The organism is Rhodococcus sp. AG1013, from assembly GCF_003350365.1.
Lineage (GTDB): Bacteria > Actinomycetota > Actinomycetes > Mycobacteriales > Mycobacteriaceae > Prescottella.
Window position 1 is genome coordinate 207123 of record NZ_QQAT01000003.1, and the last position, 26038, is coordinate 233160.

Genomic DNA, 26038 nt, shown 5'->3' on the forward strand with positions numbered 1-26038 from the left:
GGAACGTCTTAGGCGTGCCTCGGCAGGACGAGCGTGAAGGTGGCCCCGCGACCAGGCCTCGGATCGACCAGTATCTCGCCGTCGTGGGCGGTCGCGATTTCACGGACGAGAGCAAGCCCGATGCCATACCGGCGGCCTCCGGCCGGTTGCTCAGGGCCGTGCGCGAAGCGGGTGAACAGTCGACTCAGCTGCTGAGGTTCGATTCCCGGACCAGTGTCGGTCACAGCGATTCGCACCACGTCGGTGTCGCCGTCGACACGGAGCGTGACCCGTCCGCCGGGGCGTACATGGGTGACGGCATTGTCGACGAGTCCGTACACCGCGCGTCGCAATGCCGGGCGAGACCCGCTCACGACGTAGGGCGCGTCGCCGCGCACGATATCGACGTCGACGCCCAGCGATCGCGCGTGCGCCTCGACGCTGTCGCGGACCTGCTCGCAGAGCGCGGCGACGTCGACAGGTTCCCGGGTGCCGGGTCCGGTCTCCATGGCCGCCGAGAGGAGCAGATCCTCCACCAGCTCACCGAGCGCGCGGGTATCGGCGACGATCCCGTCGAGCTGGCGGGAGACCTCCTCGGGCTCGAGTCGTCCGACACGGTGGGCGAGTAGTTGCGCGCGGGTATGCAGGACCGTGAGCGGGGCACGCAGTTCGTGCGACGCATCGGCGACGAAACGTCGCTGCAGCGACAGCGCCAGGGTCAGTGGCCGAATCGATCTGCGGGACAGCAGGATCACCACGACAGCGGATGCTGCGATACCGGCGATTTCGGCGAGGATCAGGGCCGAGAGCAGTCGATGGCGTCCCGCTTCGAACGGCTCGAGGTCGAGGGCCGCGGCAACCTGGCCGTGAGTGTTGCCGCCGACCAGTACGCGGTAGTACCGTCCGCCCGCACGTAGGTCGGAGAACCCGGCGGGTCCGTCGAGCAGCCCCGCGATCTGCGGTGGTGCGCCGGCGCTGACCTGCGTCTCACCGTCGGGTCCCCGCAACGCGAGTGCCGTGCCGGGTGGGGGATCGTCGACGTCCTCGACGGTGTCGACCACGGATTGCAGTTGCGTGTCGATCTGCCGTGACTGGACGCGGGCGTCGACGAGATACGCCACCAGGCCCACCACCAGCAGCACGAGTGCGAGAGCCGCCGCGGCTTGCAGTGCTGCGAAACGTCCGGCGCGGCGCAGCAACTGTTCGTCGCCGATGACGGCGGCCGGGCGGGTCGCGACGGTCGGTCGCCGCCGACGCCTCATCGGGCACCGAGCCGGTATCCGACACCGCGCACGGTCTGCACGACGTCGCGACCGAGTTTGCGTCGCAGGTAGTGCACGTAGGTATCGACGGTGCCCGGGTCGTCGGCGCCGTCGAACGCCGACAGCAACAATTGCGACCGGGTGAAGACCTGACCCGGCGCTTCGGCGAGGACGGCGAGCAGAGCGCACTCGCTGGCAGACAACTCGACAGCCGTGCCGTGCCCGATCACCGTCCGGCTCGCCAGGTCCAGGCGGCGTCGGCCCACCGGGAGTTGCTCCGCGCCCTCGAATCGGCGTCTGCGCAACGCGCGCAGCCTGGCGAGCAGCTCCGGCACCTCGAACGGCTTGACCAGGTAGTCCTCGGCGCCCGCGTCGAGACCCTCGACCCTGTCGTCGAGTGCGCCCCTGGCCGTGAGCACGAGAGTGGGAGTGTCCACCGCCTGTCGGCGCAGTGCACGCAGCACCTCGAGACCGCTCAGGACGGGAAGCCCGCGGTCCAGCACGATCAGATCGAACCGGCGGGTCAGCCCCAGGTGGAGCCCCCGGTGACCGTCGGTCGCGACCTCCACGGCGTAACCCTCCTCCGCGAGCAGATCGCACAGCAGGTCGGTGAGTGGGGCGTCGTCCTCGACGAGTAGGACGGATGGCGACGCGGTGGAATCGGGCATGGTTCGAGCCTGCCACCGTCACCGCTGCAGCACGACGTGGACCGGGGGAGACACAGCATCCTCGACCCCATGTGCTCCGGCGGGCATATCCCCACAGCCCGGTGCCGGCCCGTCGACCTAGGCATTGATAGAAATACCGTCGTGCTCCACAACTCCCGTCGGGAACCCGCTGTTCGTCGTCCGAGCTCCACCGCGAGGGCTGTCGGCCTGCTCCTCGGCTACGCCGCGGATCGCGTGTTCGCGGACCCGCGGCGGTGGCATCCGGTCGCCGGATTCGGTCTGGCTGCAATGGAACTGGAGAAGCGGACGTACGCCGACAGTCGGCTGTCCGGAGCCGCGCACACCACGATCCTCGTGGGCGCGACCGCTGTCGGCGGTGTGCTCGCGCAGCGCCTGGGCGCGAAGTGCGGCTGGATCGGGGAGACGGCGGTGACCGCGGCGGCGACGTGGACCGTGCTCGGAGGTACCTCCCTCGCGGGCACCGGCCGGACAATGGCAAGACACCTCGAAGCCGGGGACCTGGAGTCGGCCCGTTCGCTGCTGCCGTCGCTGTGCGGTCGCGATCCGAGCGTGCTCGACGCAGACGGGCTGGCCCGCGCGAGCCTCGAATCGGTCGCCGAGAACACCTCCGACGCGACCGTCGGCGCACTCTTCTGGGGCGCGGTGGCCGGGGTGCCGGGGCTGCTGGCGTACCGCGCGTCCAACACGCTCGACGCGATGATCGGGTACCGCTCGGCGAAGTACAACCGCTTCGGGTGGGCTGCGGCGCGCTGGGACGACGTCGTGAATCTGGCGCCCGCCCGCCTCGCCGGCGCGCTGACCGTGGCCCTGGCACCCGTCGTGGGCGGCTCGGCTCGGGGCGCCCTCCAGGCGTGGCGGCGGGACGCGTCGAATCATCCGAGCCCCAACGCGGGCGTCGCGGAGGCCTCCACGGCTGGAGCACTGGGCATCCAGTTGGGCGGTCGCACCGAGTACGCGTACGGCGTGGAGATGCGGCCGACCCTGGGATCGGGCCCGGCGCCGGTCGTCGCCGACCTCGAGCGAGCGGCGCGGCTGTCGACGATCGTCCAGGCGGGGGCGGCCGTCACGTCCGCGGCGCTGGCCCTCGTCGTCGGTCGGCGCCGACGACGCTGACCGGCTGCGACGAGTTCTCCGGTCCGCCGGAGTCTGTCCTCACGACAGCTCGAGACGAACGGAGTCAGAACCATGATCATCGTGGCCGGATATCTGCGGGTCGCCCCCGACGACCGCGAGGGCTACCTGGTTGCCTGCCGGAGCGTCGTGACGGCGGCGCGGGCCGCCGACGGATGCCTGGACTTCGCCCTCAGTCCCGATCCGATCGAACCCGACCGGATCAACGTCCTCGAACGGTGGCAGGACCGGCACACTCTGACCGCCTTTCGCGGGGACGGATCCGGCGAGGATCTCGGCGCCCGAATCGTCGAGGCGCAGGTGAGTGAGTTCGAATGCGACAGCGGTACCGCGCTCTGACCCCGGGCCGAAGCCGGGATCGACCGGGGGATCGGAATACCGGGGGCCTGGCGGCGTTGTCATAAAGAGAAGCCGCCGATACCCGCGAGGGGCCGGCGGCTTCTCCGTGTCGGTGGGTGGACCGGGTCAGCGACGTCTGCCGTAGCGGTCGGCCATCTTGGCCTCGCTGGCGGACAGCGGCGCGCTGGGGGCCGCGTCCTTCTTGCGCAGTCCACGGCGGCGGGTGGGCAGTGCGAACTCGTCGACGGTGGGTTCGGGAGCCGCACCGGCCGGAGTCTCGTCGACCGGTGGCGTCGCGGTGGTTGGTTCGTCGGCCGGTTCCGGCGCCGGCGGCGCCGCCGCGGTCGCCTTGGTCTTGCGGCGCTCGCGGAGTTCGGCGCGGACGAAGTAGGCCAGACCCAGCGGCGCCATGATGCCGAACGCCAGCCACTGCAACCCGTACGACAGGTACGGCCCGGCGTCGAGCATCGGCAGCGGAATGGTGCCGAGCCCGCCCGGCTGGGCGTCGTCGAGTTGCAGGTAGCCGTTGACCAGGTCGGTGCCGATGAACTGCCCGATCTGGCCGGAGTCGATGTAGTACACCTGCTCGGTGCCGGCCTCGGTGATCGGTTCCTTGCCCGGAACCGTGCCCTCGGACATGCGGAAGCGGCCCTCGACGGACACCTCGCCGGTGGGCGGCGCCGGGATGGGCGGCGCCTCGGTGCCCTGCACAGGGCGCACGTAACCGCGGTTGACGAGCAGGGTGGCGCCGTCGCTCAGCCTCATCGGGGTGAGCACCTCGTACGCGGGCGCGTCCTCCACCGAGCGGAGCCGGACCAGGAGGTCGCTGTCGGGAAGATAGGTTCCCGTCGCGACGACCTTGCGCCACTCGTCGTCCGGGGCCGGGCCGGCACCACCGAGCAGGGTGTCGATCGACACCGCGTCGGCGTTGATGGACTGTTCGAGCAGTCCGTTGCGTTCCTCGGTCCTGGTGTTCTTGCCGAGCTGCCACGGCGCCAGGACGGTGAAACACATGAAGGCGAAACCGGCTACCACGGCCGCCAACGCAAGCCAGCCGGGACGCAGCAGAAACTTCAGCCTTCGCACGTGTCCACGGTAGCGGCTCGGCTGCCGGTCAGCTCCCCCGCACCCAGTTCAGCAGGCCCGGAACGGCTGCCTCGATCTGGTCGCGGACCAGTTCGAAGTCGGTCATGTCGCCGTAGTACGGGTCGGGCACCGAATCGCCGTCCGCATCCGGATCGAAGCTGCGGAGCAGTCGGCGGCGCTCGGTGGGCACCCCGAGATGAGCGAGGGCCCGATCGTGTCCACGGTCGAGCGCGACCACCAGGTCGGCGGCCAGATGGTCGTCCCCGACCTGCTCGGCGCGGTGCCCGGTCGGGTAGCCGGCATCGACGAGCACCCGGTCGGTGCGGCCGTCGGCGCCGTCGCCGACGTGGTAGCCGTGGGTGCCCGCGCTGCTGACCCGCACCCGATCGTCGAGACCGGCGCGGCGCACGTGCTCGGCGAAGATGCGCTCCGCCATGGGGGACCGGCAGATGTTGCCGGTGCACACGAAGGTGACGTGAATCATGCCCGGCTCACCCGGCCCGCGTGAGGATCTGCTCGAGATGCGCGACGGTGGGCGCCGTCCAGCGGGCGGCGGCCGCTTCGTCTGCGGTGCCGTAGCCCCACTCGACGAACACCGTCGGGATGCCCCAGTGCCCCGCGCCGTGCACGTCGTGCTCGCGGTCGCCGATCATCACGACGTCGGCGGTGCCGCCCACGGTCGCCGGCAGGCCCAGCCCGCCGAGGACGTGCTCGACGACGTCGGCCTTCGCGCGGCGCGACCCGTCGCTGCTGGCCCCGCCGATCACCTCGAAGTAGTCGGCGAGGCCGAAGTGCTCGAGGATCCGGATCGCGAACTTCTCGGTCTTCGACGTCGCGACCGCGAGGCGGGCGCCGGTGCCCCGGGCGGCCGCCAGCATCGGCTCGATGCCCTCGTACACCTCGTTCTCCGACCAGCCGATCGCGTCGTACCGCTCGAAGTACGCGGCCAGCGCCGCCGCGGTGGTGTCGGCGTCGAGTCCCATCCCGCGCATCGAGTCCATCAGCGGCGGGCCGATTACCGTCGCCAGCATCTCCGCGGTGGGCTCGGGACCGCCGACCGCGGCGAGGGCGTGCCGGAAGCTGTTGTGGATGCCGAGCGCGGAGTCGGTGAGGGTGCCGTCGAGGTCGAACAGCATGACCGGGGCGATCGTCGTGGGTGTCGAGGCGAGGCCGGGGGAGGAAGAGGAAAGTGTCACGGCTCCATTGTGCTGCCGACGTCCACCGACGCCCGGGCAGGTGCGCCACCGCACGCGCCGTAGGCTCGACGGCTATGGAATTCGGATCGGGATCGGCGGCGGACACTCTCGCGGCCCTGCGGCACCACGGCGACGCCGAGACCGGCCCCGGACTGCTCGACTTCGCGGTGAACGTGCAGGGAGACGGGCCGCCGGAGTGGTTGCGGCGCAGGCTTGCCGACGCCCTGGCGGGCCTGGGCAGGTATCCGGCCGCCGACGCCGACCGGTGCGCCCGCGAACAGGTGGCCGTCCGGCACGGCCGGACGCCGGAGGAGGTGCTGCCACTGGCCGGCGGCGCCGAGGGGTTCGCGATGCTGCCGCGGCTCGGGGTGCGCGAGGCGGCGCTGATCCATCCGTCGTTCACCGAGCCCGAACTCGCACTGCGCGAGGCCGGCGTCCCGGTGACGCACGTGACCCTGGAGGCGCCGTACCGCCTCGATCCCGCCGCCGTGCCGGACTCCGCCGATCTCGTGGTGCTCGGCAACCCCACCAACCCGACGTCGGTGCTGCACGCGGCGGATGACGTCCTCGCGCTGCGCCGGCCCGGCCGGATCCTCGTCGTCGACGAGGCGTTCATGGACTCGGTCCCGGGGGAGACCGAGTCGGTAGCCGGCCTCTCGCTGCCCGACGTCCTGGTGCTGCGGAGCCTGACGAAGACGTGGGCGCTGGCCGGGCTGCGGTGCGGCTACGCGCTGGGCCACCCGGACGTGCTGGCGCGGATGCAGCACGGGCGCGCGCACTGGCCGGTGGGCAGCCTGCAACTCGAGGCGATCACCGCGTGCAGCGAACCCGCCGCCGTCGAGCAGGCCGGGGAGATGGCGAACCGGATCGCCGCCGACCGCGGCGACATGGCCGCGCTGCTCCGCGACGCCGGGGTGGACGTCCATCTGCCGGCGTCGGCGCCGTTCCTGCTGCTGCGTCTGCCGGACGGCGAGCGTGCGCGCGCCCACCTGCGCGAGCGGGGGATCGCGGTCCGCCGCTGCGACACCTTCCCGGGCCTGGGCCCGGACTTCCTGCGCGTCGCGGTCCGGCCGCGCGGGCAGGCCGAGCAACTTATCGCCGCCATGAGTGAACTGACGAGGGAGATGCCGTGATGACAACCCCGACGACGACCCCGACGCTGGCCGAGGTGATCGCGGCCCTCGAGACGGCCTACCCGCCGGCCCTCGCCGAGTCGTGGGACTCGGTCGGCCTGGTGGCCGGCGACCCCGCCGACGAGGTCCGCAAGGTGGTCGTCGCCGTCGACGCGACCGCCGCGGTCGTGGACGAGGCGCTGGCGACCGGTGCACAACTGCTGCTGGTGCACCACCCGCTGTTGCTGCGCGGCGTCGACACCGTCGGCGCGCACACGCCGAAGGGGGCGCTGCTGCACCGGCTGATCCGCGGCGGATGCGCGCTGTACAGCGCGCACACCAACGCCGACCGCGCCGATCCGGGCGTGTCCGACGCGCTCGCGGGCGCGCTCGGCCTCGTGGACACGCGCCCGCTGGTCCCGATCCCCGACACGGTGACCGACAAGTGGGTGGTGATGGTCCCCACGACCGACACGGGCCGAGTGCGCGACGCACTGTTCGCGGCCGGCGCCGGCGAGCTCGGTGACTACCGCGAGTGCAGTTGGACGGCGACCGGCGACGGACAGTTCCGGCCGCTCGCCGGCGCCAACCCGACGCTGGGCACCGTCGGCGAGGTGGAGGCGGTGCGCGAGGACCGCGTCGAGGTGATCGCGCCGCGCTCGGCCCGAACACGCGTGCTGCGCGCCCTGCGGGCGGCGCACCCGTACGAGGAGCCCGCGTTCGACGTGTTCGAGACCGTCGACTTCCCCGGCAGCCGGGGCCTCGGCCGGGTCGGGGAGCTGCCGCGGCCGCAGACGCTGCGCGAGTTCACCGAACGGGTCGCGGCGGCGCTGCCGCGCACCGAATGGGGTGTTCGCGCAGCCGGAGATCCGGACCGGATCGTCCGCACTGTCGCGGTCTGCGGGGGCTCGGGCGACTCGCTGCTCGACACCGTGACCGGCCTCGGCGTCGACGCCTATGTGACCGCGGACCTGCGTCACCACCCCGCCGACGAGCATCTGCGGCGGGGCGGGCCGGCGCTCGTGGACGTGGCGCACTGGGCCAGCGAACAACCGTGGTGCGCACAGGCGAAGGGCGTGCTCGACGAGCGGTTCTCGGACGTCGACGGCTGGGAGGTGCGGGTGACGGAACTGCGCACCGACCCGTGGACCGTCGCGTGCCACTGACGGGTGCCGGTGAAGCGGTCGGCTGATGTGGTCGGCGCACCGCATTGTCGGGGTACGGTTGACACCTGATCTCGGCCGGTACGAGTTCGTCGGCTACGACGAACGACCACTGGTCCGACCCCAAGAACATCAAGAACACAGCAGGAGCTTCCACGCGTGAACGTCGATCCCTCAGTGCAGTCCAAGCTTCTCGAGCTCGCGGGTGTGGACACCGAGCTGGCACGGCTCGCGCACCGTCGCTCGACACTGCCCGAGCAGCAGGAAGTGGAGCGACTCGAAGCCGAGCGCCTCTCCCGTAAGGACGCGGCGGTGTCCGTCGAGATCGTCCTCGACGACCTCGACCGGGACATCAAGAAGCTCGAAGGCGAGGTCGACGCGGTCCGCCAGCGCGAGGTGCGGGACCGGAAGCTGCTCGAGGGCGGCACCGTCGGCGCGAAGCAGCTGTCGGAGTTGCAGCACGAGCTCAGCAGCCTGGAGCGTCGACAGAGCGTGCTCGAGGACGAACTGCTCGAGGTGATGGAGCGCCGGGAGGCGTCGCAGGCCGATCACGACCACGCCGGTGCCCGCCTGACGCAGGTCGAGGACGAACTGATCGACGCCGAGCGTCGCCGCGACGACGCCGTCGCGGACCTCGAGAAGACGCAGCAGCGCTGCGACACCGACCGCGCCGCCCTGGTCGGTCAGTTTCCCGAGGACCTGCTCGCGATCTACGAGAAGCAGCGCGAGCAGCGCGGTGTCGGCGCGGCCCTGCTGCAGGCCCGTCGCTGCGGCGCGTGCCGCATCGAGATCGACCGCGGCGAGATCTCCCGGATCGCCGGCACCGCTGCGGACGTCGTCGTCCGCTGCCCCGAATGCGGCGCAATCATGGTGCGCACCAAGGAGTCCGGTCTGTGACTCGTGACCGGGTCGTCGTCGAGGCCGACGGCGGATCGAGGGGTAACCCGGGCCCGGCCGGGTACGGCGCGGTGGTGTTCGATGCCGATCGGAACCGGGTGCTCGCCGAGCGCCGCGAGTTCCTCGGTGTCGCCACCAACAACGTCGCCGAGTACCGCGGCCTCGTCGCGGGCCTGACCGCGGCCCGCGACCTCGGCGCCCGCGAGGTGGACGTCCGGATGGACTCCAAACTCGTCGTCGAGCAGATGTCCGGGCGCTGGAAGATCAAGCACCCGGACATGATTCCGCTCGCCGAGCAGGCGCGGACGCTGGCGGGATCGTTCGCGCGGGTCACGTACACGTGGATCCCGCGCGCCGAGAACTCCCACGCCGACCGGCTCGCGAACGAGGCGATGGACGGGGAGGACGCGATCACCTCCGGTGCGGTCGCCGAGACCACCGAGGAATCCGCGGCGGAGCCGGCCGCGGCCACCGCTCCGGGTTGGACCGGCGCGGTCGGCGCCCCCACCCGGATGCTGCTGCTGCGGCACGGCCAGACCGAACTGTCCGTCGAACGGCGCTATTCGGGCCGCGGCAATCCCGAACTCACGGCGTTCGGCCGGTCGCAGGCCCGGTCGGCGGCGGAGCGGATCGCCGAGCGCGGCGCGATCGCCGCGGTGGTGTCGTCGCCGCTCGGGCGAGCCCGGGAGACCGCGGACGCGGCCGCCCGCGCGTTGGGACTGCCGGTCACGGTGCACGAGGGACTCACCGAGACGGACTTCGGCAAGTGGGAGGGCCTGACGTTCGGTGAGGCCGCCGAGCGGGACCCCGACCTGCATCGCCGGTGGCTGTCGGACACGTCCGTGCGCCCACCCGAGGGCGAGAGCTTCGACGAGGTCCGGGCCCGGATCGAGCGGGTGCGTGACGAACTCACCGCGTCGTATGCGGGCTCGAACATCCTGGTGGTCACGCACGTGACGCCGATCAAGACACTGCTGCAACTGGCGCTCGACGTGGGTCCGTCGTTGCTGTACCGCCTGCACCTGGATCTGGCGTCGCTGAGCATCGCGGAGTTCTACCCGGACGGTGGCTCGTCGGTGCGGCTGGTCAACGATACGTCGCATCTGTAGGTCCGTCGTCGTGTCGCGGCAGCGCGACGCCCAGGAACACCAGTCCGACGCCGGCGAGCAGGTGCAGCCAGCTCCCGGCGGTGTCGATCGGCATGAAGTTCGACGCCGTCGCGGCGTCGATGACCAACCCGTACACGGCGAGCATCGCCGACAGGAATCCGGCGCCGATGAGGAACATCTCGGCGGAGGCCAGTGTGCGGGACATCGCCAGACCGACGGCGCCGGCCGCGATGTGCGCGAGGTTGTGCAGGATTGACACCTCCACGGTGCCGAGCAGTCGCGCGTCGGTCCCGGGGCCGGCCCAGGTGATGTCGCCGACGTCGGACGTGATGCCCGGAACGAACCCGACGATGCCTATCGACAGGATGATCGCGGCGACGACGGTCGCCGCCAATTGAGTCGTGGTCCGGGCCAAGCCCTCGGACTCGTCCATGACAATCGCTCCTCCGGCGGCCGCGATCTTCCGCGGCCGGTGTCGTCGATCGTGGTCCCATTGTCCGCCGATTCGCTCGCCGGTGCCGCCCGGTTGGAATCGATGCCCGGTATGGGCGTACCCTTCCTCGTTGTGAACGCCCTGCTGACCTGTCGCCGCTACGTCGACAACTGTCTGCAGGCGAGCGCGGTCTGTCACGCCTGACACCCGGTAGACATCTCGAGTCCCGGGACGGCTCCTCCCTCTGAGCCCTCCGTGCGTCCCCTTCGGTCGCGCGCGTCGTCGTGCGCCGTCTCCACATCTCCACCCGAAAGGCCCTCATGTCGGCCCCCACCCTCGACGCGCCCCGGCGCGCCCTGCCCAAGTGGGCAACCTCGTTCGGCCCGCAGATCGTCGCCGGCCTGATCCTCGGCGTCGTCATCGGTCTGATCGCCCGGTCCATGCCCGATGCCGCCGACGGCAACGAGAACTGGCTGGTCGGAACCGTCAAGACCATCGGTTCCAGCTACGTCGCCCTCCTCACCGTCGCGGTGATACCGCTGATCTTCACCGCGATCGTCAGCTCCATCGCGAATCTGCGGAACGTCGCGAACGCGGCCCGCCTCGCGGTCCAGACGCTGCTGTGGTTCGCAATCACCGCGTTCATCGCGGTGCTGATCGGTATCGCCGTCGGCCTGGTCATGCAGCCCGGCGCGAACACCACGGTCGACGCGACGACGGCCTCCGAGCCGAAGAGTTCCGGATCGTGGTGGGCGTTCCTCACCGGTCTGGTGCCGCAGAACTTCCTCGGCCTCGGCGCCCGGACCACCGTCACCGGTGACGCCGCCTCCGGCTTCTCGGCGACCACGTCGCTGAGCTTCAACGTCCTGCAGTTGCTCGTCGTCGCGATCGCGATCGGCATCGCCGCCCTGAAGGTGGGGGAGAAGGCCGAGCCGTTCCTGAACCTCAACGCCGCGCTGCTGGCGATCGTGCAGAAGGTGCTGTGGTGGATCATCCGCCTCGCGCCGATCGGCACCGCCGCCCTCATCGGCAAGGCCGTCGCCACCTACGGTTGGGACGCGATCGGTCAGCTCGGCGTGTTCACCCTCGCCGTGTACATCGGACTGGCGATCGTCTTCTTCGTCGTCTACCCGATTCTGATTCGGGTGCACGGGCTTTCGGTGAAGAACTTCTTCACGGGAGTGTGGCCGGCCACGCAACTCGGGTTCGTCTCACGCTCCTCGATCGGCACACTGCCGCTCACCGAGCGGGTCACCGAACGCAATCTCGGTGTGCCGCGCGAGTACGCGTCGTTCGCGGTGCCGCTCGGCGCGACCACCAAGATGGACGGCTGCGCCGCGGTGTACCCGGCGATCGCGGCGATCTTCGTCGCCCAGTTCTACGGTATCGACCTGAGCCTGACCGACTACCTGCTCATCATCGTGGTGTCGGTGATCGGTTCGGCGGCCACCGCCGGCACCACCGGTGCGACCGTCATGCTCACGCTGACGCTGTCCACGCTCGGTCTGCCGCTGGCCGGTGTCGGCCTGCTGCTCGCGGTCGAACCGATCGTCGACATGGGGCGCACCGCGCTCAACGTGACCGGTCAGGCGCTGGTGCCGACCATCGTCGCCAAGCGCGAGAAGATCCTGGACGAGACGCTGTACAACGCGCCGCGCCAGGGCGATCCGTTCGCGGACGAGTCGCTGGAGCCGGCCCGGAGCTGACGACCACGGCGCCTACCGCACCGCCCACAGCGCGGTGACGGGCGCCGAGGATCGTCAGTGGGATGGTGACCGGCCCGAGCTCGAACGAACCGAGCTCGGGCCGGCGGCTGTTGCCCGTGAGAACCGGGGGCCCGCGGTTACTTCAGGAGCTTCACCAGGGTCCGCAGATTGCGAGTGGTGGTGACCGCCTTGAGTTTCGGCTTGCCGGTGTTCTTACCGAAACTGCTCTTCAGTGTCATCCCGCGCTCGACCTCCCAGTACAGGACGCCGTCGCCGCCCCGGATCCGCTCGATGTCCGGATCGAGGTCGGTATGTGCGTCGAGAAGACCCGCGAGGACCGTCGGCTCCGCAGTGAACATCACGTACGGATGCCAGCCGTCGTGCGCGGGGTCGAACGGGTAGGACGCAACGATTCGGGCCAATGTCTCGGTGCTGAGCACGAACACCCACGCCTCGTAGCCGAATGCGGCGCGCAACGCGGCCTCGATGTCCGACTTCAGCGCCGGGATGTCCGTCGAGTCGCTGGAGAACAGGACGTTCCCGGAGGCCAGCACGGTCTTGACGTCGTCGAAGCCCAACTCGGTGAACACCCGGCTCAGATCGGCCATCTTGATGTTGATTCCACCGACGTTGATGCCTCGCAGCAGTGACACGTATCGGGTCATGTTCCGGACCCTAGCCCGGCACTCCGACACCGCCGGTTCGGACACGGCGCGGCGACCCAGTAGGCTTACCGTGCGGACGAGTTGGCCGGGCGGCCGCGGCGACGGGAACCGACATCCTCGAGATGTCAGGCCCGATGCCGAGGAAAGTCCGGACTCCACAGAGCAGGGCGGTTGCTAACGGCAACCCGAGGTGACTCGCGGGACAGTGCCACAGAAAACAGACCGCCGATGCGGCTGTGTCCTTGTGACACAGCGGTCGGTGAGGGTGAAAAGGTGCGGTAAGAGCGCACCAGCGCCCCAGGTGACTGGGGCGGCTAGGTAAACCCCGCCCGGAGCAAGGTTGAAGGCCGCACCGGTGTCCTCCGGGACATGGTGCGGCTGCGCAGGTGTTCGAGGGCTGCTCGCCCGAGCCTGCGGGTGAACCGCTCGAGGTACCCGGCAACGGTGTGCCCAGATGGATGGTCGCCACCCGGCGCTCGCGTCGGGGACAGGATCCGGCTTACACGCCAACTCGTCCGCCCGAATCACACACGAGAAAGGCCCCCGGCGCTGCCGGGGGCCTTTCTCGTTGTCTGCGGGTACTACGCCTGGATGCCGCTGAGCGGGTTGATCATCAGCAGCTTGGCCCAGTATTCGGCGCCGGTCTTGCCGAGAACGGGGAGAAGCGTATCGAAGAGGATGTAGGACATGCGGGGCTCCGATCTTTGACGCAGCGCGTCGATGGTTCGGTGACGCGGTGCGTCGACGAGAAAGCGCGGTACGCGCAGAGATTAGCAGCCTGAGCGGCGATGTCACAGACCTATGCCCCTTCCCTCGCGTTGCGATGGTGACGACGCCGCGTCCGAGGCACACTGAGGACATGAGCGACGACGACCAGCAGTGGTATTTCAGCCCCTCCGACGGCTCGGTCACCCAGGGCAAGGCGAGCAACGTCTTCGACCGGATGGGACCGTATCCCGACCGGGAGAGCGCCGAACGCGCGTTGCAGATCGCGGCCGAACGCAACAAGGCGGCCGACGACGCCGACGCCGAGTGGAACGACTGAACGGTAGCCCGCGGCCGGTCGGGATGGCCCGGGTCATCGCGCGCGGCGTCGATTTCGACGCGGTGCGAGCCGAATTCGCGCTCCGGGAAGGATTCTCGGAGGCCGTGCTCGCGGAGGTGGCCGCCGCCGTGGACGCGCGCGCCGGGGAGCGGGAGGACCGGACCGATCTCGCGTTCGTGACGATCGACCCGCCGGGGTCCATGGATCTCGACCAGGCGCTGCACCTCGAGCGCAACGGCGACGGCTTCGTGCTGCACTACGCGATCGCCGATGTGGCCGCGGTGGTGCTGCCGGGTGGTGCACTGGACCGCGAGACGCGTGACCGCGGCCAGACCTTCTATCTCCCCGACGGTTCGGTGCCGCTGCATCCGCGGGATCTGTCGGAGGACGCGGCGAGCCTGCTGCCCGACGTCGTGCGCCCCGCGGTGCTGTGGCGGATGGACCTGGACGAGCACGCCGAGCCGGTCCGGGTGGCCGTCACCCGTGCGTTGGTGCGGTCGGTCGCCCGCTTCGACTACGCCACCGTGCAGGCGCATTCCGCGTCCGGGACCCTGCATCCGTCGATCGCGGCACTGCCCGCGTTCGGCAGGCTGCGGGCGGTCGCGGCGACCGAGCGTGGCGCGATCGAACTGCGACTGCCCGAACAGCGAGTGGTGCGCCACGGCAACGGCTGGCGGGTCGAGATGGAGCCGCGCACCGAGGCCGACGACTGGAATGCCGAGGTGTCGTTGTTGACCGGGATGTGCGCGGCGCGGCTGATGCTCGACGCGGGTGTCGGGCTGCTGCGGACGATGCCGCCGCCCGCGACGCGCGCGGTGGAGTCGCTGCGGCGCACCGCAAGTGCGCTCGGCGTCGCCTGGGCGGACGGCACCCGGGTGGGTGAGGTGCTCGCCGGGCTCGATCCGAACGCGGCGGCGTCACTGGTGATGATGACGGAGGCGACCTCCCTGATGCGGGGCGCCGACTACGTGGCCTTCGACGGTGAGCTTCCCGCGGTGGTGGCCCATTCCGGGATCGGCGGACCCTACGCGCACGTCACCGCGCCGCTGCGTCGTCTGTCGGACCGGTTCACGACAGAGGTGTGCCTCGCGGTGTCGGCGGGGGAGCCCGTACCCGAATGGGTGCGGGAGGCGTTGCCCACCCTGCCCGCGCTGATGAGGGCGTCGGACTCCCGTGCGGGCAAGATCGACCGGGCGTGCGTGGACCTCACCGAGGCGACCCTGTTGGCCGGCCGGGTCGGCGAGGTGTTCGACGCGACCGTGCTGCGCGCGGCGGGGGACAAGAGGGGTGCGGAGGTGTTCGTGCCGGCGGTGTCGGTCATTGCGAAGTGCGCGGGCGACCCGGCCGAGGGCGACGAGGTGAAGGTGCGCCTGGTGGGCGCCGACGTCGCGGGGCGCTCGGTCCAGTTCGCGTTCCCCGCCTAGGTCACGTTCGGAGGTCGAGCGTGCGGTGCGCCTTCTTGATGGCCTTGACGAGCCGTGGAAGTTCGCTCGTGGTCCGGGCCGCACGTGCTTCCTCGGCGGCGTACAGCAGTCCGTAGGTGAAGGTGTCCTCGTCGTCGATGCGCGCCTGCGCGACGGCGTCGATGATCCAGTCTCGCGCGAGGACGCCGTCCTGGTGGTCGCCGAGCATCGACTGCAGGGCCTTGGCCGCCGACCCGAGATCCGCGGCCGACGGCTCCGCTGCCGCGACCGCCTCGGCGGCATAGCGCAGCTTCTTGGCGCGCTTGCGGACCCGGTGCAGGGCGGGCCCGAGATCCGCGCCGTCCTCGTGCCGCAGCGCGCGAACCTTCTTCGCGGCCTTGCGGAGCTGTCGGTACGCCTTGTCGAGGCCGCTGCGCAGCGTCAGATCCACCGGCGCCGCCTCGCGCCCGGAGGTGACCTCCTCGAGCAGCGCGCACAGCGCCGCGTAGCGCGGCCGGGCGAACTCGTCGACCGCGTCCGCGTGAGCGGCCCGGTACAGATCCTCCTGTGTCCCGACCAGTCGCTGGTGGACGGAGCCGACCACCAGATCGGCGGGCTGGGCGTCGATCAGTTCGCAGAACCGGGCCGCGAGCACCTCTGCGTCGCGGGCCTTGCCGAGAACCGATCCGAGCCACCGTAGTTCGGAGCGGGCGGTGACCGTCGCGTCCGGGGGAAAGGCGTCACGGTAGGTGCCCAGCAGACTGCGCAGGCGGCGCGCGGAAACCCGCATCTGGTGCACGGAGTCGTCGGCGTCGTCCCGCACGTCGGCGGCGAGCGAGACCAACCGCTCGTAGTGGCCCCGTGCCGCGGGGACGATCACGTCGGTGACGGTACTGCCGGATCCCTGCTTCCGTCCTGCCACAGTTCAGGTCTACCAGTGCACACAGGTCCAGTCGAGGACCGAAACCGTCAGCCGCGGAAGCGGTCCGTCGCCTCCACCAGGTGGTGGGTGATCCCGGGCTCGGCGGCCGCGTGCCCGGCGTCGTCGACGATGTGGAGTTCCGACGCCGGCCACGCCCGGTGCAGTTCCCACGCGCTCGTCGCGGGGCACACCACGTCGTAGCGGCCCTGGACGATCACCCCGGGTATCGATGCCAGGACCCCGGCGTCGCGGAGCAACTGTGCTTCCTCGATGAAGCCCGCGTTGCGGAAGTAGTGGTTCTCGATCCTCGCGAACGCCAACGCGAACCGCGGCTCGGACGTCTCGGCGACCCGTTCGGGCTTGGGCAGCAACGAGCTGGTCGCGCCCTCCCAGCTCGACCATGCGATGGCCGCACGCAGCGCCGTGTCCGGGTCGTCGGCGTGCAGCAGCCGGTGGTAGGCCTCCACCAGATCGCCGGTGCGCTCGGCGACCGGCACCGGCGCCAGGAACTCCGCCCACCGCTCCGGGAACATGTGCCCGGCCCCGCCGTTGTAGTACCAGTCGATCTCGCTGCGCCGCAGCAGGAAGATGCCGCGCAACACCAGCTCGGTGACGCGCTGCGGGAACCGCTGGGCGTAGGCGAGTGCGAGTGTCGAACCCCAGGATCCGCCGAACACCTGCCAGCGCTCGACGCCGAGATGCCCACGCAACAACTCGATGTCGGCGAGGAGGTGGTCGGTGGTGTTCACCGTCAGGTCCGCCCCCTCGGCGACGTGCGGAGTGGAGCGGCCGCAGCCCCGCTGATCGAACAGCACGATGCGATAGGCGTCGGGATCGAAGAACCGTCGGTGTGCCGGGTCGGTGCCCCCGCCGGGTCCGCCGTGGAGGAACACCACCGGTTTGCCGTCCGGGTTCCCGCTGACCTCCCAGTACACGTGCTGGTCGTCGCCGGCAGCCAGGAAGCCGGTTTCGTGCGGGACGATCTCGGGGTACAGGGTGCGCATGTCGATCAGAATCCGATCAACCCGGCCGCGAGAGTGGGCAGTTCGAGCGCATAGAGCGCCCCGTCCCGCACCTGCGGGCACTGCGCGGTGGTGATCGCGTCGATCCGATCGCGGTCACCCGCGAGCTCGATCAGGTTCATCCCGTTGGAGGTGGCCCAGGTGACGACGACCGTGTTGAGTCCACCCTTCCCGATGGTCGGGGTGTAGGTGCGCCAGCTCTGCAACTGCTCGTCGATGTCCGAGCACAGCTGTGCCGCCTGCTCCGCCGTCACGCCGGCGACGGCACCGCCGCCCGCGCCGGAGTTCCCGGAGTTCCCGGTGGTCGCCGGCGGCGTCTTCGAGGGCGAGGTCGACTCCGCGGTGTGCGCGCTCTGTTCCGGCGTCGGGGACTCGGTGCTGCTGCACCCGCCGATCAGCGCGGCCACTGCAGCGGTCGCGGCGACGGTGGCGGCGAGACGTCCGCGGCGTTCGAGCATGGTGCACCTGAGCTTTCTGTCGGGGCCGGCTCACGGTGAGCCCGGAATGTCGAGTGTGCCAAAGATCGGGGACCCCGTCCGATTTCTCGGCCGGGGTCCCCGATCTCGGAACCGAAACGCGGTGACGTCAGAAGCTGTGTTCGGGGCCGGGGAACGTGCCGGCACCGACCTCGGCCGCGTACGCCGCGGCCGCGTCGCGCAGGGCGCCGCCGACCTCGCCGAAGCGCTTGACGAACTTGGCGGTCTTCCCGCTGGTGAAGCCCGCCATGTCCTGCCACACGAGCACCTGGGCGTCGCACTCGTGACCTGCGCCGATGCCGACGGTCGGGATCGTGAGCTTGCGGGTGACCTGACCGGCGAGCTCGGCGGGCACCATCTCCATCACGACGGAGAAGGCGCCGGCCTCCTGCACCGCGATGGCGTCGGCGATGAGCTGCTCGGCGCCGTCCCCGCGACCCTGTACACGGAAGCCGCCGAGGCTGTTGACGGACTGCGGGGTGAAGCCGATGTGCGCCTGGACCGGGATCCCGGCCGCGGTGAGCGCCGCGATCTGCGGGGCCACCCGCTCGCCGCCCTCGAGCTTGACGGCGTGCGCCTGGCCTTCCTTCATGAAGCGGAAGGCGGTCTCGAGTGCCTGCTGCGGTGAGGCCTCGTACGTGCCGAACGGGAGGTCGGCGATGACGAGGGCGTGCGGCGCGCCGCGGACGACACCGCGCACGAGCGGGAGCATCTCGTCGATCGTGACGGGAACGGTGGTGTCGTAGCCGTACACGACGTTGGCGGCCGAGTCGCCGACGAGCAGGACGGGGATGCCGGCCTCCTCGAAGAGGCGAGCACTGGAGTAGTCGTACGCGGTCAGCTCGGCCCAGCGGGTGCCCTCGGACTTCATCGCCTGCAGGTGATGGATCCGGGTCTTGCGCTTGGGGGCGTCGGAAGAAGTCGAGCTTGTTGAGCCGTACGGAGCGGTCTCGGACATCGTTGTCCCTTTCTGGCCTCGAGGCCCGCCTCTGCGGGTCCCCGGGTTGGGTGATGACGCCTTCAGTCTGCCACCGCGACCGAGGCCCACGAAGTGCGCTTCCAGTGCAGTTCGTCACATCGGCGGGCGTGCCGTGGGCACGCGCGCAGCGCCGCCGGAGTGGGCCTCGGATGCCGTGTTTCCTGGGCGTTCGACGGGGCATGGCACGATCGGAGGTATGCGGACCGGACGTCGAACACTGCTCGTCGCCACGATCGCGGCGGTGACCGTGCTGGCCGTCGGATGCACCACCGAACCGTCGTCCGGGACCGTCTCCGGCACCCCGGTGGCGGCCGAGGCGGGTGAGGCGGGAGCGGGGACCGTTCCACCGGGCCTCGAAGCGTTCTACACGCAGCAGATCCGGTGGGGCTCGTGCGACGGCTTCGCTACCGACGGCGGCGAGCTGAGCCCGACCCTCGAGTGCGCGAAGGTCACCGTGCCCCTCGACTACGACAACCCGGGCGGGGATACCGCGCAGATCGCGATCTCGCGGTCGGCCGCGACGGGCGCGCGCGTGGGCTCGCTGCTGGTCAATCCGGGTGGCCCGGGGGCGTCGGGGCTGAGCACGGCGTCGGTCGCGGACGGCACCGACGTGGCCGAACGTTTCGATGTCATCGGGTTCGATCCGCGGGGCGTCGGTGCGTCCACCCCGCAGGTCCGGTGCCAGACCCCGCAGGAAACCGACGCCGAGCGGCGCGAGTCGAATGTCGACATGAGTCCGGCGGGCATCGCGCGGACCGAGGACAAGAACCGCACCTACGCGGCGCGCTGTGCCGAACGGTCCGGTGTGCCGCTGCTGGCGCACGTCGGGACCCGCGAGGTGGTCCGCGACATGGACGTCATCCGCTCGGTGCTCGGTGATCCGCAGCTGAACTATCTCGGCTTCTCGTACGGCACCCGGATCGGCACGGCGTACGCCGAGACCTTCCCCGGCAACGTGCGCGCGATGGTGCTCGACGGGGCGCTCGACCCCGAGCAGGATCCGGTCGAGGAAGTGGTGTTGCAGGGCGCGGGCTTCCAGCAGGCGTTCGACGGTTTCGCCGCCGACTGCGCGCGGTCGGCGGACTGCCCGCTGGGATCCGACCCCAGCCGGGCCGACGCCCGGTTCCGGGCGCTGGTCGACCCGCTGGTGGACCGCCCTGCTGCGACGACGGATCCACGAGGGCTGAGCTACGGCGACGCGATCACCGGCGTGCAGCAGGCGCTGTACTCACCGAGCCTGTGGCGGCCGTTGCGCGCCGGGCTGAAGGAACTCTCCGCGGGGCGCGGCGACGAGCTGCTGCTGCTCGCCGACATGTACGAGGGTCGCCTGGACGACGGCAGCTACTCGAACCTCGAGGACGCCTTCAACGCGGTTCGTTGCGTCGACGATCCGCCGGTGACCGACCGCGCGATCGAGGGGGAGGCGGACACGCGGTACCGGCAGGCGGCGCCGTTCCTCGACGACGGTCGCGGCACCGGCAACGCCCCGCTCGATGCGTGCGCGTTCTGGCCGGTGCCGAACACCGGCGCGCCGCACACGATCGATGCGGCGGCACTCCAGGGCCTGCCGACGGTGGTCGTGGTCTCGACCACCGAGGACCCGGCGACGCCCTACCAGGCGGGGGTGAATCTGGCGAAGCAGCTCGGCGGCGCGCTGATCACGTACCGCGGGACCCAGCACACCGCGGTGTTCGACGGCGTCGCCTGCGTCGACGATCCGGTCTCCGCGTACTTCGTCGATCGCACCGCTCCCGATCCGGACCTGACGTGTTGAGCTGGCCGGACGAGACCGATTTCACGATGTAACACAGATTTAACGCGGTTTGCTTAGTCTCGCGGACATGGATCGCCAAAAGGAGTTCGTGCTTCGCACCCTCGAAGAGCGCGATATTCGGTTCGTGCGGTTGTGGTTCACCGACGTGCTCGGGTACCTCAAATCGGTGGCGATCGCCCCCGCGGAGCTGGAGGGTGCCTTCGAGGAAGGCATCGGATTCGACGGCTCGGCGATCGAGGGCTTCTCCCGCGTCTCGGAGGCCGACACCGTCGCCAAGCCGGACGCGTCGACGTTCCAGATCCTGCCGTGGGCGCACAAGGACGGCGCTCAGCACTCGGCACGCATGTTCTGCGACATCGCGATGCCCGACGGCACGCCGTCCTGGGCCGACCCGCGGCACGTGCTGCGGCGTCAGCTGAGCAAGGCCAGCGACCTCGGCTTCTCGTGCTACGTGCACCCCGAGATCGAGTTCTTCCTGTTGGAGAACGGGCCGATCGACGGCACCCCGCCGGTACCGGCCGACAGCGGCGGCTACTTCGACCAGGCCGTGCACGATCGCGCGCCGAACTTCCGGCGCCACGCGATCGACGCGCTCGAGTCGATGGGCATCTCGGTGGAGTTCAGCCACCACGAGGCCGCACCCGGCCAGCAGGAGATCGACCTGCGCTACGCCGACGCGCTGTCGATGGCCGACAACGTGATGACGTTCCGCTACGTCGTCAAGGAGGTCGCGATCGACGAGGGCGTGCGGGCGTCGTTCATGCCCAAGCCGTTCGGCGATCAGGCCGGCTCGGCGATGCACACGCACATGAGCCTGTTCGAGGGCGACACCAACGCGTTCCACAACCCGGACGATCCGATGCAGTTGTCGGCGACCGGTAAGGCGTTCATCGCCGGCATCCTCGAGCACGCCAACGAGATCAGTGCCGTCACCAACCAGTGGGTCAACTCCTACAAGCGTCTGGTGCACGGCGGCGAGGCGCCCACCGCGGCCACGTGGGGGCCGTCGAACCGGTCCGCGCTGATCCGTGTCCCGATGTACACGCCCAACAAGGCGTCCTCGCGTCGCGTCGAGATCCGCAGCCCCGACTCCGCGTGTAACCCCTACCTGGCGTTCGCGGTGCTGCTCGCGGCCGGTCTGCGGGGCATCGAGAAGGGCTACGAACTGCCCGCCGAGGCCGAGGACGACGTGTGGTCGCTGACCAACGCCGAGCGACGGGCGATGGGCTACAAGTCGCTGCCGGGGAGCCTCCAGGAGGCACTGCTCGAGATGGAGAAGTCCGAACTCGTGGCGGAGGCACTGGGCGAGCACGTCTTCGACTTCTTCCTCCGCAACAAGCGCCGGGAGTGGGAGGACTACCGCAGCCAGGTGACGCCGTTCGAATTGAAGGCGTACCTGGGCCTGTAGAACGGCCCACCCGAACCGTACGATCCCCGAAGAGGTGACACGCGTGCCCTGTCCGGTCAGTCCACGTTCCGATCGTGACGACGTCTGGGTCGGGGGGATCCGGTGAAGCCTCCGTACGCCCGTTCGGCGGTGCCCGGTGCGGGTCGGCTGGGCCTGGTCGAGCCGACCGCTCCGGAAGAGCTGAAGGTGCTGGGCTGGTCCAACCTCGACGGGGTGGAGTTGCTGTGGTCGCTGTCGAGGGCCGCGAACGCGGACCTGGCGTTGCGGACGCTGGTACGGCTGCAGGAGAGCCTGGGTGACGGTTGGGCCGAGCTCGACGCGGCGCTGCGCACCGACAAGGGTCTGCGCGGGAGGCTTCTGGGGCTGATCGGCGCGTCCAGTGCGTTCGGCGATCACCTCGTCGCGCACCCGATGTCGTGGAAGCTGCTCGCCGGTGACATGACGCTGCCGTCGAAGGACGAGCTGACCCGGCGCCTGCTGGCGTGTGTCGGCGCGGTGCCCGAGACCGGCCCCAACGCGTCCTCGATGTTCTATCGCGCTGCCGTCACCGGGCCGGAAGCGGTTGCGGCCCTGCGGGATTGTTACCGCGACCAGATGATGGTCCTGGCCGCGGCCGACCTGGCCGCGACGGTGGAGAACGAGCCGGTGGTCCCGTATCAGACTGTGGGACATCAGCTCTCGGACATGGCGGACGCGGCACTGACGGCCGCGCTGTCGGTGGCCGTGGCCGCGGTGTGCCCGGACGAGCCGTGTCCCGTCCGGATCGCGGTGATCGCGATGGGCAAGTGCGGTGCGCGCGAACTGAACTACGTCAGCGACGTCGACGTCGTGTTCGTGGCGGAGCCGTCCAACGCGGTGTCGAGCCGCATCGCCGGCGAGATGATGCGCATCGGATCGTCGGCCTTCTTCGAGGTGGACGCGGCGCTGCGGCCGGAGGGCAAGCGTGGCGAGCTGGTCCGCACGCTCGACTCGCACATCGCTTACTACAAGCGGTGGGCCAAGACGTGGGAGTTCCAGGCGCTGCTCAAGGCCCGGCCCATGACCGGCGACCTCGACCTGGGCCGGCAGTACACCGACGCGCTGGGCCCCATGGTGTGGACGGCGGCCGAGCGTGAGGACTTCGTGCCCGAGGTGCAGGCGATGCGCCGCCGGGTGGAGGAATCGGTGCCGCCGGAGTTGCGCGAGCGGGAGCTCAAGCTGGGCCGCGGCAGCCTCCGCGACGTCGAGTTCGCCGTCCAGCTCCTGCAACTCGTGCACGGCCGCGCCGACGCGTCGCTACGGGTCAAGAGCACCGTCGACGCCCTGACCGCGCTCGCGGCCGGCGGCTACGTCGGACGCGACGACGCCGCGAACCTGACCGCCTCGTACGAGTTCCTGCGACTGCTCGAGCACCGGCTGCAGTTGCAGAAGCTCAAGCGCACGCACACCCTCCCGCCGCCGGAGGACGAGGAGGCGCTGCGCTGGCTCGCCCGCGCCGCGCACATGCGGCCGGACGGCCGCAACGACGCGCTCGGCGTGCTGAACGCCGAGATCAAGCGCAACTCGCACCGGGTGCGGCGGCTGCACGCCAAGCTGTTCTACCGGCCGCTGCTCGAGTCGGTCGCCCGGATCGACAAGGAGGCCCTGCGGCTGAGCCCCGACGCCGCGGTGCGACAGCTGTCGGCCCTCGGCTACTCGGCGCCGGAGAACGCGCTCGGTCACCTCACCGCACTCACCGGCGGAGCCTCCCGCAAGGGGCGCATCCAGGCGCTGCTGTTGCCGACTCTGCTCGAATGGCTCAGCGACACCCCGGATCCCGATGCGGGCCTGTTGGCCTACCGGCGCCTGTCCGACGCGCTCGTGGACGCGACGTGGTTCCTGCGTCTGCTGCGCGACGAGGCGTCGGTGGCCCAGCGACTGATGACGGTGCTCGGCTCGTCCGCCTACATCCCGGACCTGCTGATCAAGGCGCCCGACGTGATCCGGCTGTTCGCGGACGGTCCCTCCGGTCCGCGCCTGCTCGACCCCCGACCCGAGGACGTCGCGCGGGGCATCCTGTCGTCGTCCTCGCGGTACGTCGACCCCGCCCGCGCGGTCGGGGCGGCGCGATCGTTGCGCCGCTACGAACTGGCGCGGATCGCGAGCGCCGACATCCTCGGCATGCTCGACGTCCCGCAGGTGTGTCGGGCGTTGTCGTCGGTGTGGGCGGCGGTGCTCAATGCCTCTCTCGCCGCCGTCATCCGGTCGAGCGAGGCCGAGACCGGTGCGCCCGCGCCCGCGAAGTTCGCCGTGATCGGCATGGGTCGGCTCGGCGGCGGAGAGCTCGGCTACGGCTCGGACGCCGATGTGCTGTTCGTGTGCGAGCCCCGCGAGGGAGTCGACGAGACCCGGGCGGTCAAGTGGGCCAACATCGTCGGTGACCGCGTCCGGACCCTGCTCGGCGCGCCCAGCACCGATCCGCCGCTCGAGGTGGACATCGGACTGCGGCCGGAGGGGCGCAGCGGACCGCTGGTGCGGACCCTGACGTCGTACGAGGCGTACTACGCGCAGTGGGCCCAGGCGTGGGAGGTCCAGGCGCTGCTGCGGGCCCACGCCGTCGCGGGTGACGCCGATCTGGGTCTGCGATTCCTGCACATGATCGACAAGACCCGCTACCCGGAGGGTGGCGTCTCCGAGCAGGCGGTGCGCGAGATCCGTCGGATCAAGGCCCGCGTCGACTCCGAGCGACTTCCACGCGGTGCCGACCCGGCCACGCACACCAAGCTCGGCCGCGGCGGTCTCGCCGACATCGAATGGACGGTGCAGCTGATCCAGTTGCGGCACGCCCACGAGATCCCGTCACTGCACAACACGTCGACCCTCGAGACGCTCGATGCGATCGGCGGGGCGGAGCTGTTGAGCGAGACCGACATCGAGCTGCTGCGCGATGCGTGGCTCACCGCGACCAAGGCGCGCAACGCGCTGGTGCTGGTGCGCGGCAAGCCGACCGACCAGCTCCCCGGGCCGGGCAAGATCCTCGCGGCGGTCGCGCAGGTCGCCGGCTGGCCGGGCGGCGACGCGAACGAGTTCCTCGACAACTACCTCCGCGTCACCCGCCGGGCAAAGGCCGTGGTGCAGCGCGTGTTCGGAGGCGAGTAGTGGCGGCCGTGGCTCGACTGGAGGTGGCCGAGCTGGGCACGCCGATCACCGTCTCGTTCGACGACCTGATGAAGTACCACGGCCCGAACGCACCGGGCGGCGTCGCGCACGCCTTCAAGGTGCTCGAGCGGGCGCTGCCGCTGCTCGATCCCGAGGGGCCGGCCGAGCGCCGCGAGGTCGAGATCGCCACCGCGCACGGGGGACCGGGTGTTCGGGACGCGTTCGAGATGGTCACGCGGGCCGTCACGGGTGGCCGGTACGGACGAGGCGCGCCTGGTCGTGCTCGAGCACGAGATGACCGATCGGTTGCTCGCGGCGTCGGCCACCGAGGTCTACGACGTCGACTGACACACCGGCGTGACGGCTGAAGGGGCCCCTCGGCGCCTGTGAGCGCTCGAGGGGTCCCTTCACCCGGGCGCGGGGTCAGTTACCGAAAAGACTTCCCAGCGAACCGGTTCCGGGCTCCCCGGGGTCCTCGCCGCCGGGGGCGAGGGTTCGGACCGCGAGGGAGAAGTCCTCACCCGCGGCCACGGACAGGTACCGGGTGCCCTCCGGTGCCGGCGGGAACAGCAACTGTCCCTCCGTGCTCTTGCCGAATGCGAGGACCTGACCGTCGGAACGCAGTGCCACCGAGTGATTCATTCCGGCGGCGACGGCGGTGACGGTCACGCCTTCCGGCAACGCCGGGACGATGGTCTGCTGGTAGTTGTCGCCGCGCCCGATCGCGACGATCCTGCCGTCGGATCGCAGGAGCAGCGAGTGTCCACCGCCGACCGCGATGTCGGTGTAGACCTGACCTCCGGCGGACAGGTCGTCGGATGGGGTTCCAGCGGAAGTTCGCAGTTCGCCTTCCCGTCGGGAGTGACCTACACGGCGATCTCGGCGGGCACCTACCACTCGGTGGCGCTGACCTCGACGGGGCAAATCGTGGCGGTCGGCCAGAACGACAAGGGCCAGTTGGACCTTCCCGCACCGCCGGAAGGTCGGGTCTACACCGCCATCGCGGCACCGCACGGTCGCGATCCACAGTCCGATCTCGGAGGGCCCCGGTACCGGGGCGCTCGGATCGCTCGCGGGACTCGGCCTGCCACTGGGATCGGTGGGCTGATGCACACTTCCTGACCA

At 70.5% G+C, this 26038-nt stretch carries 27 protein-coding genes and 1 other RNA gene; 16 read left to right on the top strand and 12 right to left on the bottom strand.

Annotated elements, in window-relative coordinates; all coding sequences use genetic code 11:
• Window positions 1-8: 8 nt before the first annotated feature.
• Together DEU38_RS05965 and DEU38_RS05970 are read right to left on the bottom strand one after the other, a co-directional pair.
• A complete protein-coding gene (locus DEU38_RS05965) occupies window positions 9-1241 on the bottom strand; it encodes a cell wall metabolism sensor histidine kinase WalK (RefSeq protein WP_114719201.1) in 1233 nt (410 codons plus the stop codon).
• Window positions 1238-1909, bottom strand: a complete 672-nt coding sequence (locus tag DEU38_RS05970; RefSeq protein WP_114719202.1) for a response regulator transcription factor — start codon at window positions 1907-1909, stop codon at window positions 1238-1240. The genes DEU38_RS05965 and DEU38_RS05970 overlap by 4 nt, the downstream gene beginning before the upstream one ends.
• Before the next feature lie 141 nt (window positions 1910-2050).
• On the opposite strand from DEU38_RS05970, the gene DEU38_RS05975 reads away from it, so the two are divergent.
• The gene (locus tag DEU38_RS05975; RefSeq protein WP_258557643.1) at window positions 2051-3043 is read left to right on the top strand and encodes a cobalamin biosynthesis protein; all 993 of its coding nucleotides are present in this window, start codon (window positions 2051-2053) and stop codon (window positions 3041-3043) included.
• A 72-nt stretch (window positions 3044-3115) separates the two neighbouring features.
• On the top strand, window positions 3116-3400 hold the full coding sequence (locus tag DEU38_RS05980) for a putative quinol monooxygenase (RefSeq protein ID WP_114719204.1): 285 nt from the start codon (window positions 3116-3118) through the stop codon (window positions 3398-3400).
• Window positions 3401-3526: 126 nt separating this feature from the next.
• On the opposite strand, the gene DEU38_RS05985 is transcribed toward DEU38_RS05980, so the two are convergent.
• Genes DEU38_RS05985 through DEU38_RS05995 form a run of 3 tightly spaced genes read right to left on the bottom strand, consistent with a single transcriptional unit; the run spans window position 3527 to window position 5622 of the window.
• Window positions 3527-4486, bottom strand: coding sequence for an SURF1 family protein (locus DEU38_RS05985; protein WP_114719205.1), 960 nt, complete (start codon window positions 4484-4486; stop codon window positions 3527-3529).
• Between the two features lie 28 nt (window positions 4487-4514).
• Window positions 4515-4970, bottom strand: a complete 456-nt coding sequence (locus DEU38_RS05990; RefSeq protein ID WP_114719206.1) for a low molecular weight protein-tyrosine-phosphatase — start codon at window positions 4968-4970, stop codon at window positions 4515-4517.
• Between the two features lie 7 nt (window positions 4971-4977).
• Entirely contained in the window at window positions 4978-5622 is a 645-nt protein-coding gene (locus DEU38_RS05995) for an HAD hydrolase-like protein (protein WP_114719207.1), read from the bottom strand.
• A 134-nt stretch (window positions 5623-5756) separates the two neighbouring features.
• Between DEU38_RS05995 and cobC the strand changes: the two genes are divergently transcribed.
• The 4 genes from cobC (at window position 5757) to DEU38_RS06015 (ending at window position 9963) form a co-directional block, all read left to right on the top strand.
• Window positions 5757-6815, top strand: a complete 1059-nt coding sequence (cobC, locus tag DEU38_RS06000) for an Rv2231c family pyridoxal phosphate-dependent protein CobC (protein ID WP_114719208.1) — start codon at window positions 5757-5759, stop codon at window positions 6813-6815.
• Window positions 6815-7960, top strand: a complete 1146-nt coding sequence (locus tag DEU38_RS06005) for a Nif3-like dinuclear metal center hexameric protein (RefSeq protein ID WP_114719209.1) — start codon at window positions 6815-6817, stop codon at window positions 7958-7960. The genes cobC and DEU38_RS06005 overlap by 1 nt, the downstream gene beginning before the upstream one ends.
• Window positions 7961-8116: 156 nt before the next feature.
• The gene (locus DEU38_RS06010; protein ID WP_114719210.1) at window positions 8117-8854 is read left to right on the top strand and encodes a zinc ribbon domain-containing protein; all 738 of its coding nucleotides are present in this window, start codon (window positions 8117-8119) and stop codon (window positions 8852-8854) included.
• On the top strand, window positions 8851-9963 hold the full coding sequence (locus tag DEU38_RS06015) for a bifunctional RNase H/acid phosphatase (protein WP_114719211.1): 1113 nt from the start codon (window positions 8851-8853) through the stop codon (window positions 9961-9963). The genes DEU38_RS06010 and DEU38_RS06015 overlap by 4 nt, the downstream gene beginning before the upstream one ends.
• Here DEU38_RS06015 and DEU38_RS06020 read toward each other — a convergent pair.
• Window positions 9941-10396, bottom strand: coding sequence for a DUF4383 domain-containing protein (locus DEU38_RS06020; RefSeq protein ID WP_114719212.1), 456 nt, complete (start codon window positions 10394-10396; stop codon window positions 9941-9943). The two genes, DEU38_RS06015 and DEU38_RS06020, sit on opposite strands and share 23 nt — an antisense overlap.
• A gap of 60 nt (window positions 10397-10456) precedes the next feature.
• Between DEU38_RS06020 and DEU38_RS28310 the strand changes: the two genes are divergently transcribed.
• Window positions 10457-10600, top strand: a complete 144-nt coding sequence (locus DEU38_RS28310; RefSeq protein ID WP_174911145.1) for a hypothetical protein — start codon at window positions 10457-10459, stop codon at window positions 10598-10600.
• 116 nt (window positions 10601-10716) lie between these two features.
• On the top strand, window positions 10717-12102 hold the full coding sequence (locus DEU38_RS06025) for a dicarboxylate/amino acid:cation symporter (protein WP_114719409.1): 1386 nt from the start codon (window positions 10717-10719) through the stop codon (window positions 12100-12102).
• Between the two features lie 137 nt (window positions 12103-12239).
• Here DEU38_RS06025 and DEU38_RS06030 read toward each other — a convergent pair whose 3' ends face one another.
• Window positions 12240-12767, bottom strand: coding sequence for a DUF1697 domain-containing protein (locus DEU38_RS06030; RefSeq protein ID WP_114719213.1), 528 nt, complete (start codon window positions 12765-12767; stop codon window positions 12240-12242).
• Window positions 12768-12844: 77 nt separating this feature from the next.
• On the opposite strand from DEU38_RS06030, the gene rnpB reads away from it, so the two are divergent.
• From rnpB to DEU38_RS06045, 3 genes are all read left to right on the top strand, one after another.
• Window positions 12845-13285: RNase P RNA component class A (rnpB, locus tag DEU38_RS06035), an RNA gene on the top strand.
• A 341-nt stretch (window positions 13286-13626) separates the two neighbouring features.
• Window positions 13627-13812 carry a hypothetical protein gene (locus DEU38_RS06040; protein ID WP_114719214.1) on the top strand — a complete coding sequence of 62 codons (186 nt, stop codon included), beginning with the start codon at window positions 13627-13629 and terminating at the stop codon, window positions 13810-13812.
• 23 nt (window positions 13813-13835) lie between these two features.
• Window positions 13836-15236: an RNB domain-containing ribonuclease gene (locus DEU38_RS06045; RefSeq protein WP_114719215.1), complete on the top strand. Its 1401-nt coding sequence runs from the start codon at window positions 13836-13838 to the stop codon at window positions 15234-15236.
• 1 nt (window position 15237) lies between these two features.
• Here DEU38_RS06045 and DEU38_RS06050 read toward each other — a convergent pair whose 3' ends face one another.
• The 4 genes from DEU38_RS06050 to panB form a co-directional block, all read right to left on the bottom strand.
• Complete coding sequence (locus DEU38_RS06050) at window positions 15238-16137, bottom strand: CHAD domain-containing protein (protein WP_114719216.1); 900 nt, start codon at window positions 16135-16137, stop codon at window positions 15238-15240.
• A 47-nt stretch (window positions 16138-16184) separates the two neighbouring features.
• Window positions 16185-17141 carry a prolyl aminopeptidase gene (gene pip / locus DEU38_RS06055; protein WP_114719217.1) on the bottom strand — a complete coding sequence of 319 codons (957 nt, stop codon included), beginning with the start codon at window positions 17139-17141 and terminating at the stop codon, window positions 16185-16187.
• Window positions 17142-17146: 5 nt separating this feature from the next.
• Window positions 17147-17617: a hypothetical protein gene (locus DEU38_RS06060; RefSeq protein ID WP_114719218.1), complete on the bottom strand. Its 471-nt coding sequence runs from the start codon at window positions 17615-17617 to the stop codon at window positions 17147-17149.
• A gap of 127 nt (window positions 17618-17744) precedes the next feature.
• Window positions 17745-18593, bottom strand: coding sequence for a 3-methyl-2-oxobutanoate hydroxymethyltransferase (gene panB, locus DEU38_RS06065; protein WP_114719219.1), 849 nt, complete (start codon window positions 18591-18593; stop codon window positions 17745-17747).
• Between the two features lie 217 nt (window positions 18594-18810).
• Between panB and DEU38_RS06070 the strand changes: the two genes are divergently transcribed.
• The 4 genes from DEU38_RS06070 to DEU38_RS06085 all read left to right on the top strand — a co-directional run bounded on the left by DEU38_RS06070 (window position 18811) and on the right by DEU38_RS06085 (window position 25281).
• Window positions 18811-20388 carry an alpha/beta hydrolase gene (locus tag DEU38_RS06070; RefSeq protein ID WP_114719220.1) on the top strand — a complete coding sequence of 526 codons (1578 nt, stop codon included), beginning with the start codon at window positions 18811-18813 and terminating at the stop codon, window positions 20386-20388.
• Window positions 20389-20455: 67 nt separating this feature from the next.
• Window positions 20456-21796 carry a glutamine synthetase family protein gene (locus tag DEU38_RS06075; RefSeq protein ID WP_114719221.1) on the top strand — a complete coding sequence of 447 codons (1341 nt, stop codon included), beginning with the start codon at window positions 20456-20458 and terminating at the stop codon, window positions 21794-21796.
• A 102-nt stretch (window positions 21797-21898) separates the two neighbouring features.
• Window positions 21899-24913: a bifunctional [glutamine synthetase] adenylyltransferase/[glutamine synthetase]-adenylyl-L-tyrosine phosphorylase gene (locus DEU38_RS06080; RefSeq protein WP_114719222.1), complete on the top strand. Its 3015-nt coding sequence runs from the start codon at window positions 21899-21901 to the stop codon at window positions 24911-24913.
• A gap of 8 nt (window positions 24914-24921) precedes the next feature.
• Window positions 24922-25281 carry a hypothetical protein gene (locus DEU38_RS06085; RefSeq protein ID WP_258557645.1) on the top strand — a complete coding sequence of 120 codons (360 nt, stop codon included), beginning with the start codon at window positions 24922-24924 and terminating at the stop codon, window positions 25279-25281.
• Window positions 25282-25336: 55 nt separating this feature from the next.
• Here DEU38_RS06085 and DEU38_RS29765 read toward each other — a convergent pair whose 3' ends face one another.
• The gene (locus DEU38_RS29765; RefSeq protein WP_397484378.1) at window positions 25337-25810 is read right to left on the bottom strand and encodes a hypothetical protein; all 474 of its coding nucleotides are present in this window, start codon (window positions 25808-25810) and stop codon (window positions 25337-25339) included.
• Window positions 25811-25813: 3 nt separating this feature from the next.
• Between DEU38_RS29765 and DEU38_RS29770 the strand changes: the two genes are divergently transcribed.
• Complete coding sequence (locus tag DEU38_RS29770; protein WP_397484379.1) at window positions 25814-26035, top strand: hypothetical protein; 222 nt, start codon at window positions 25814-25816, stop codon at window positions 26033-26035.
• The last annotated feature ends 3 nt before the right edge of the window (window positions 26036-26038 follow it).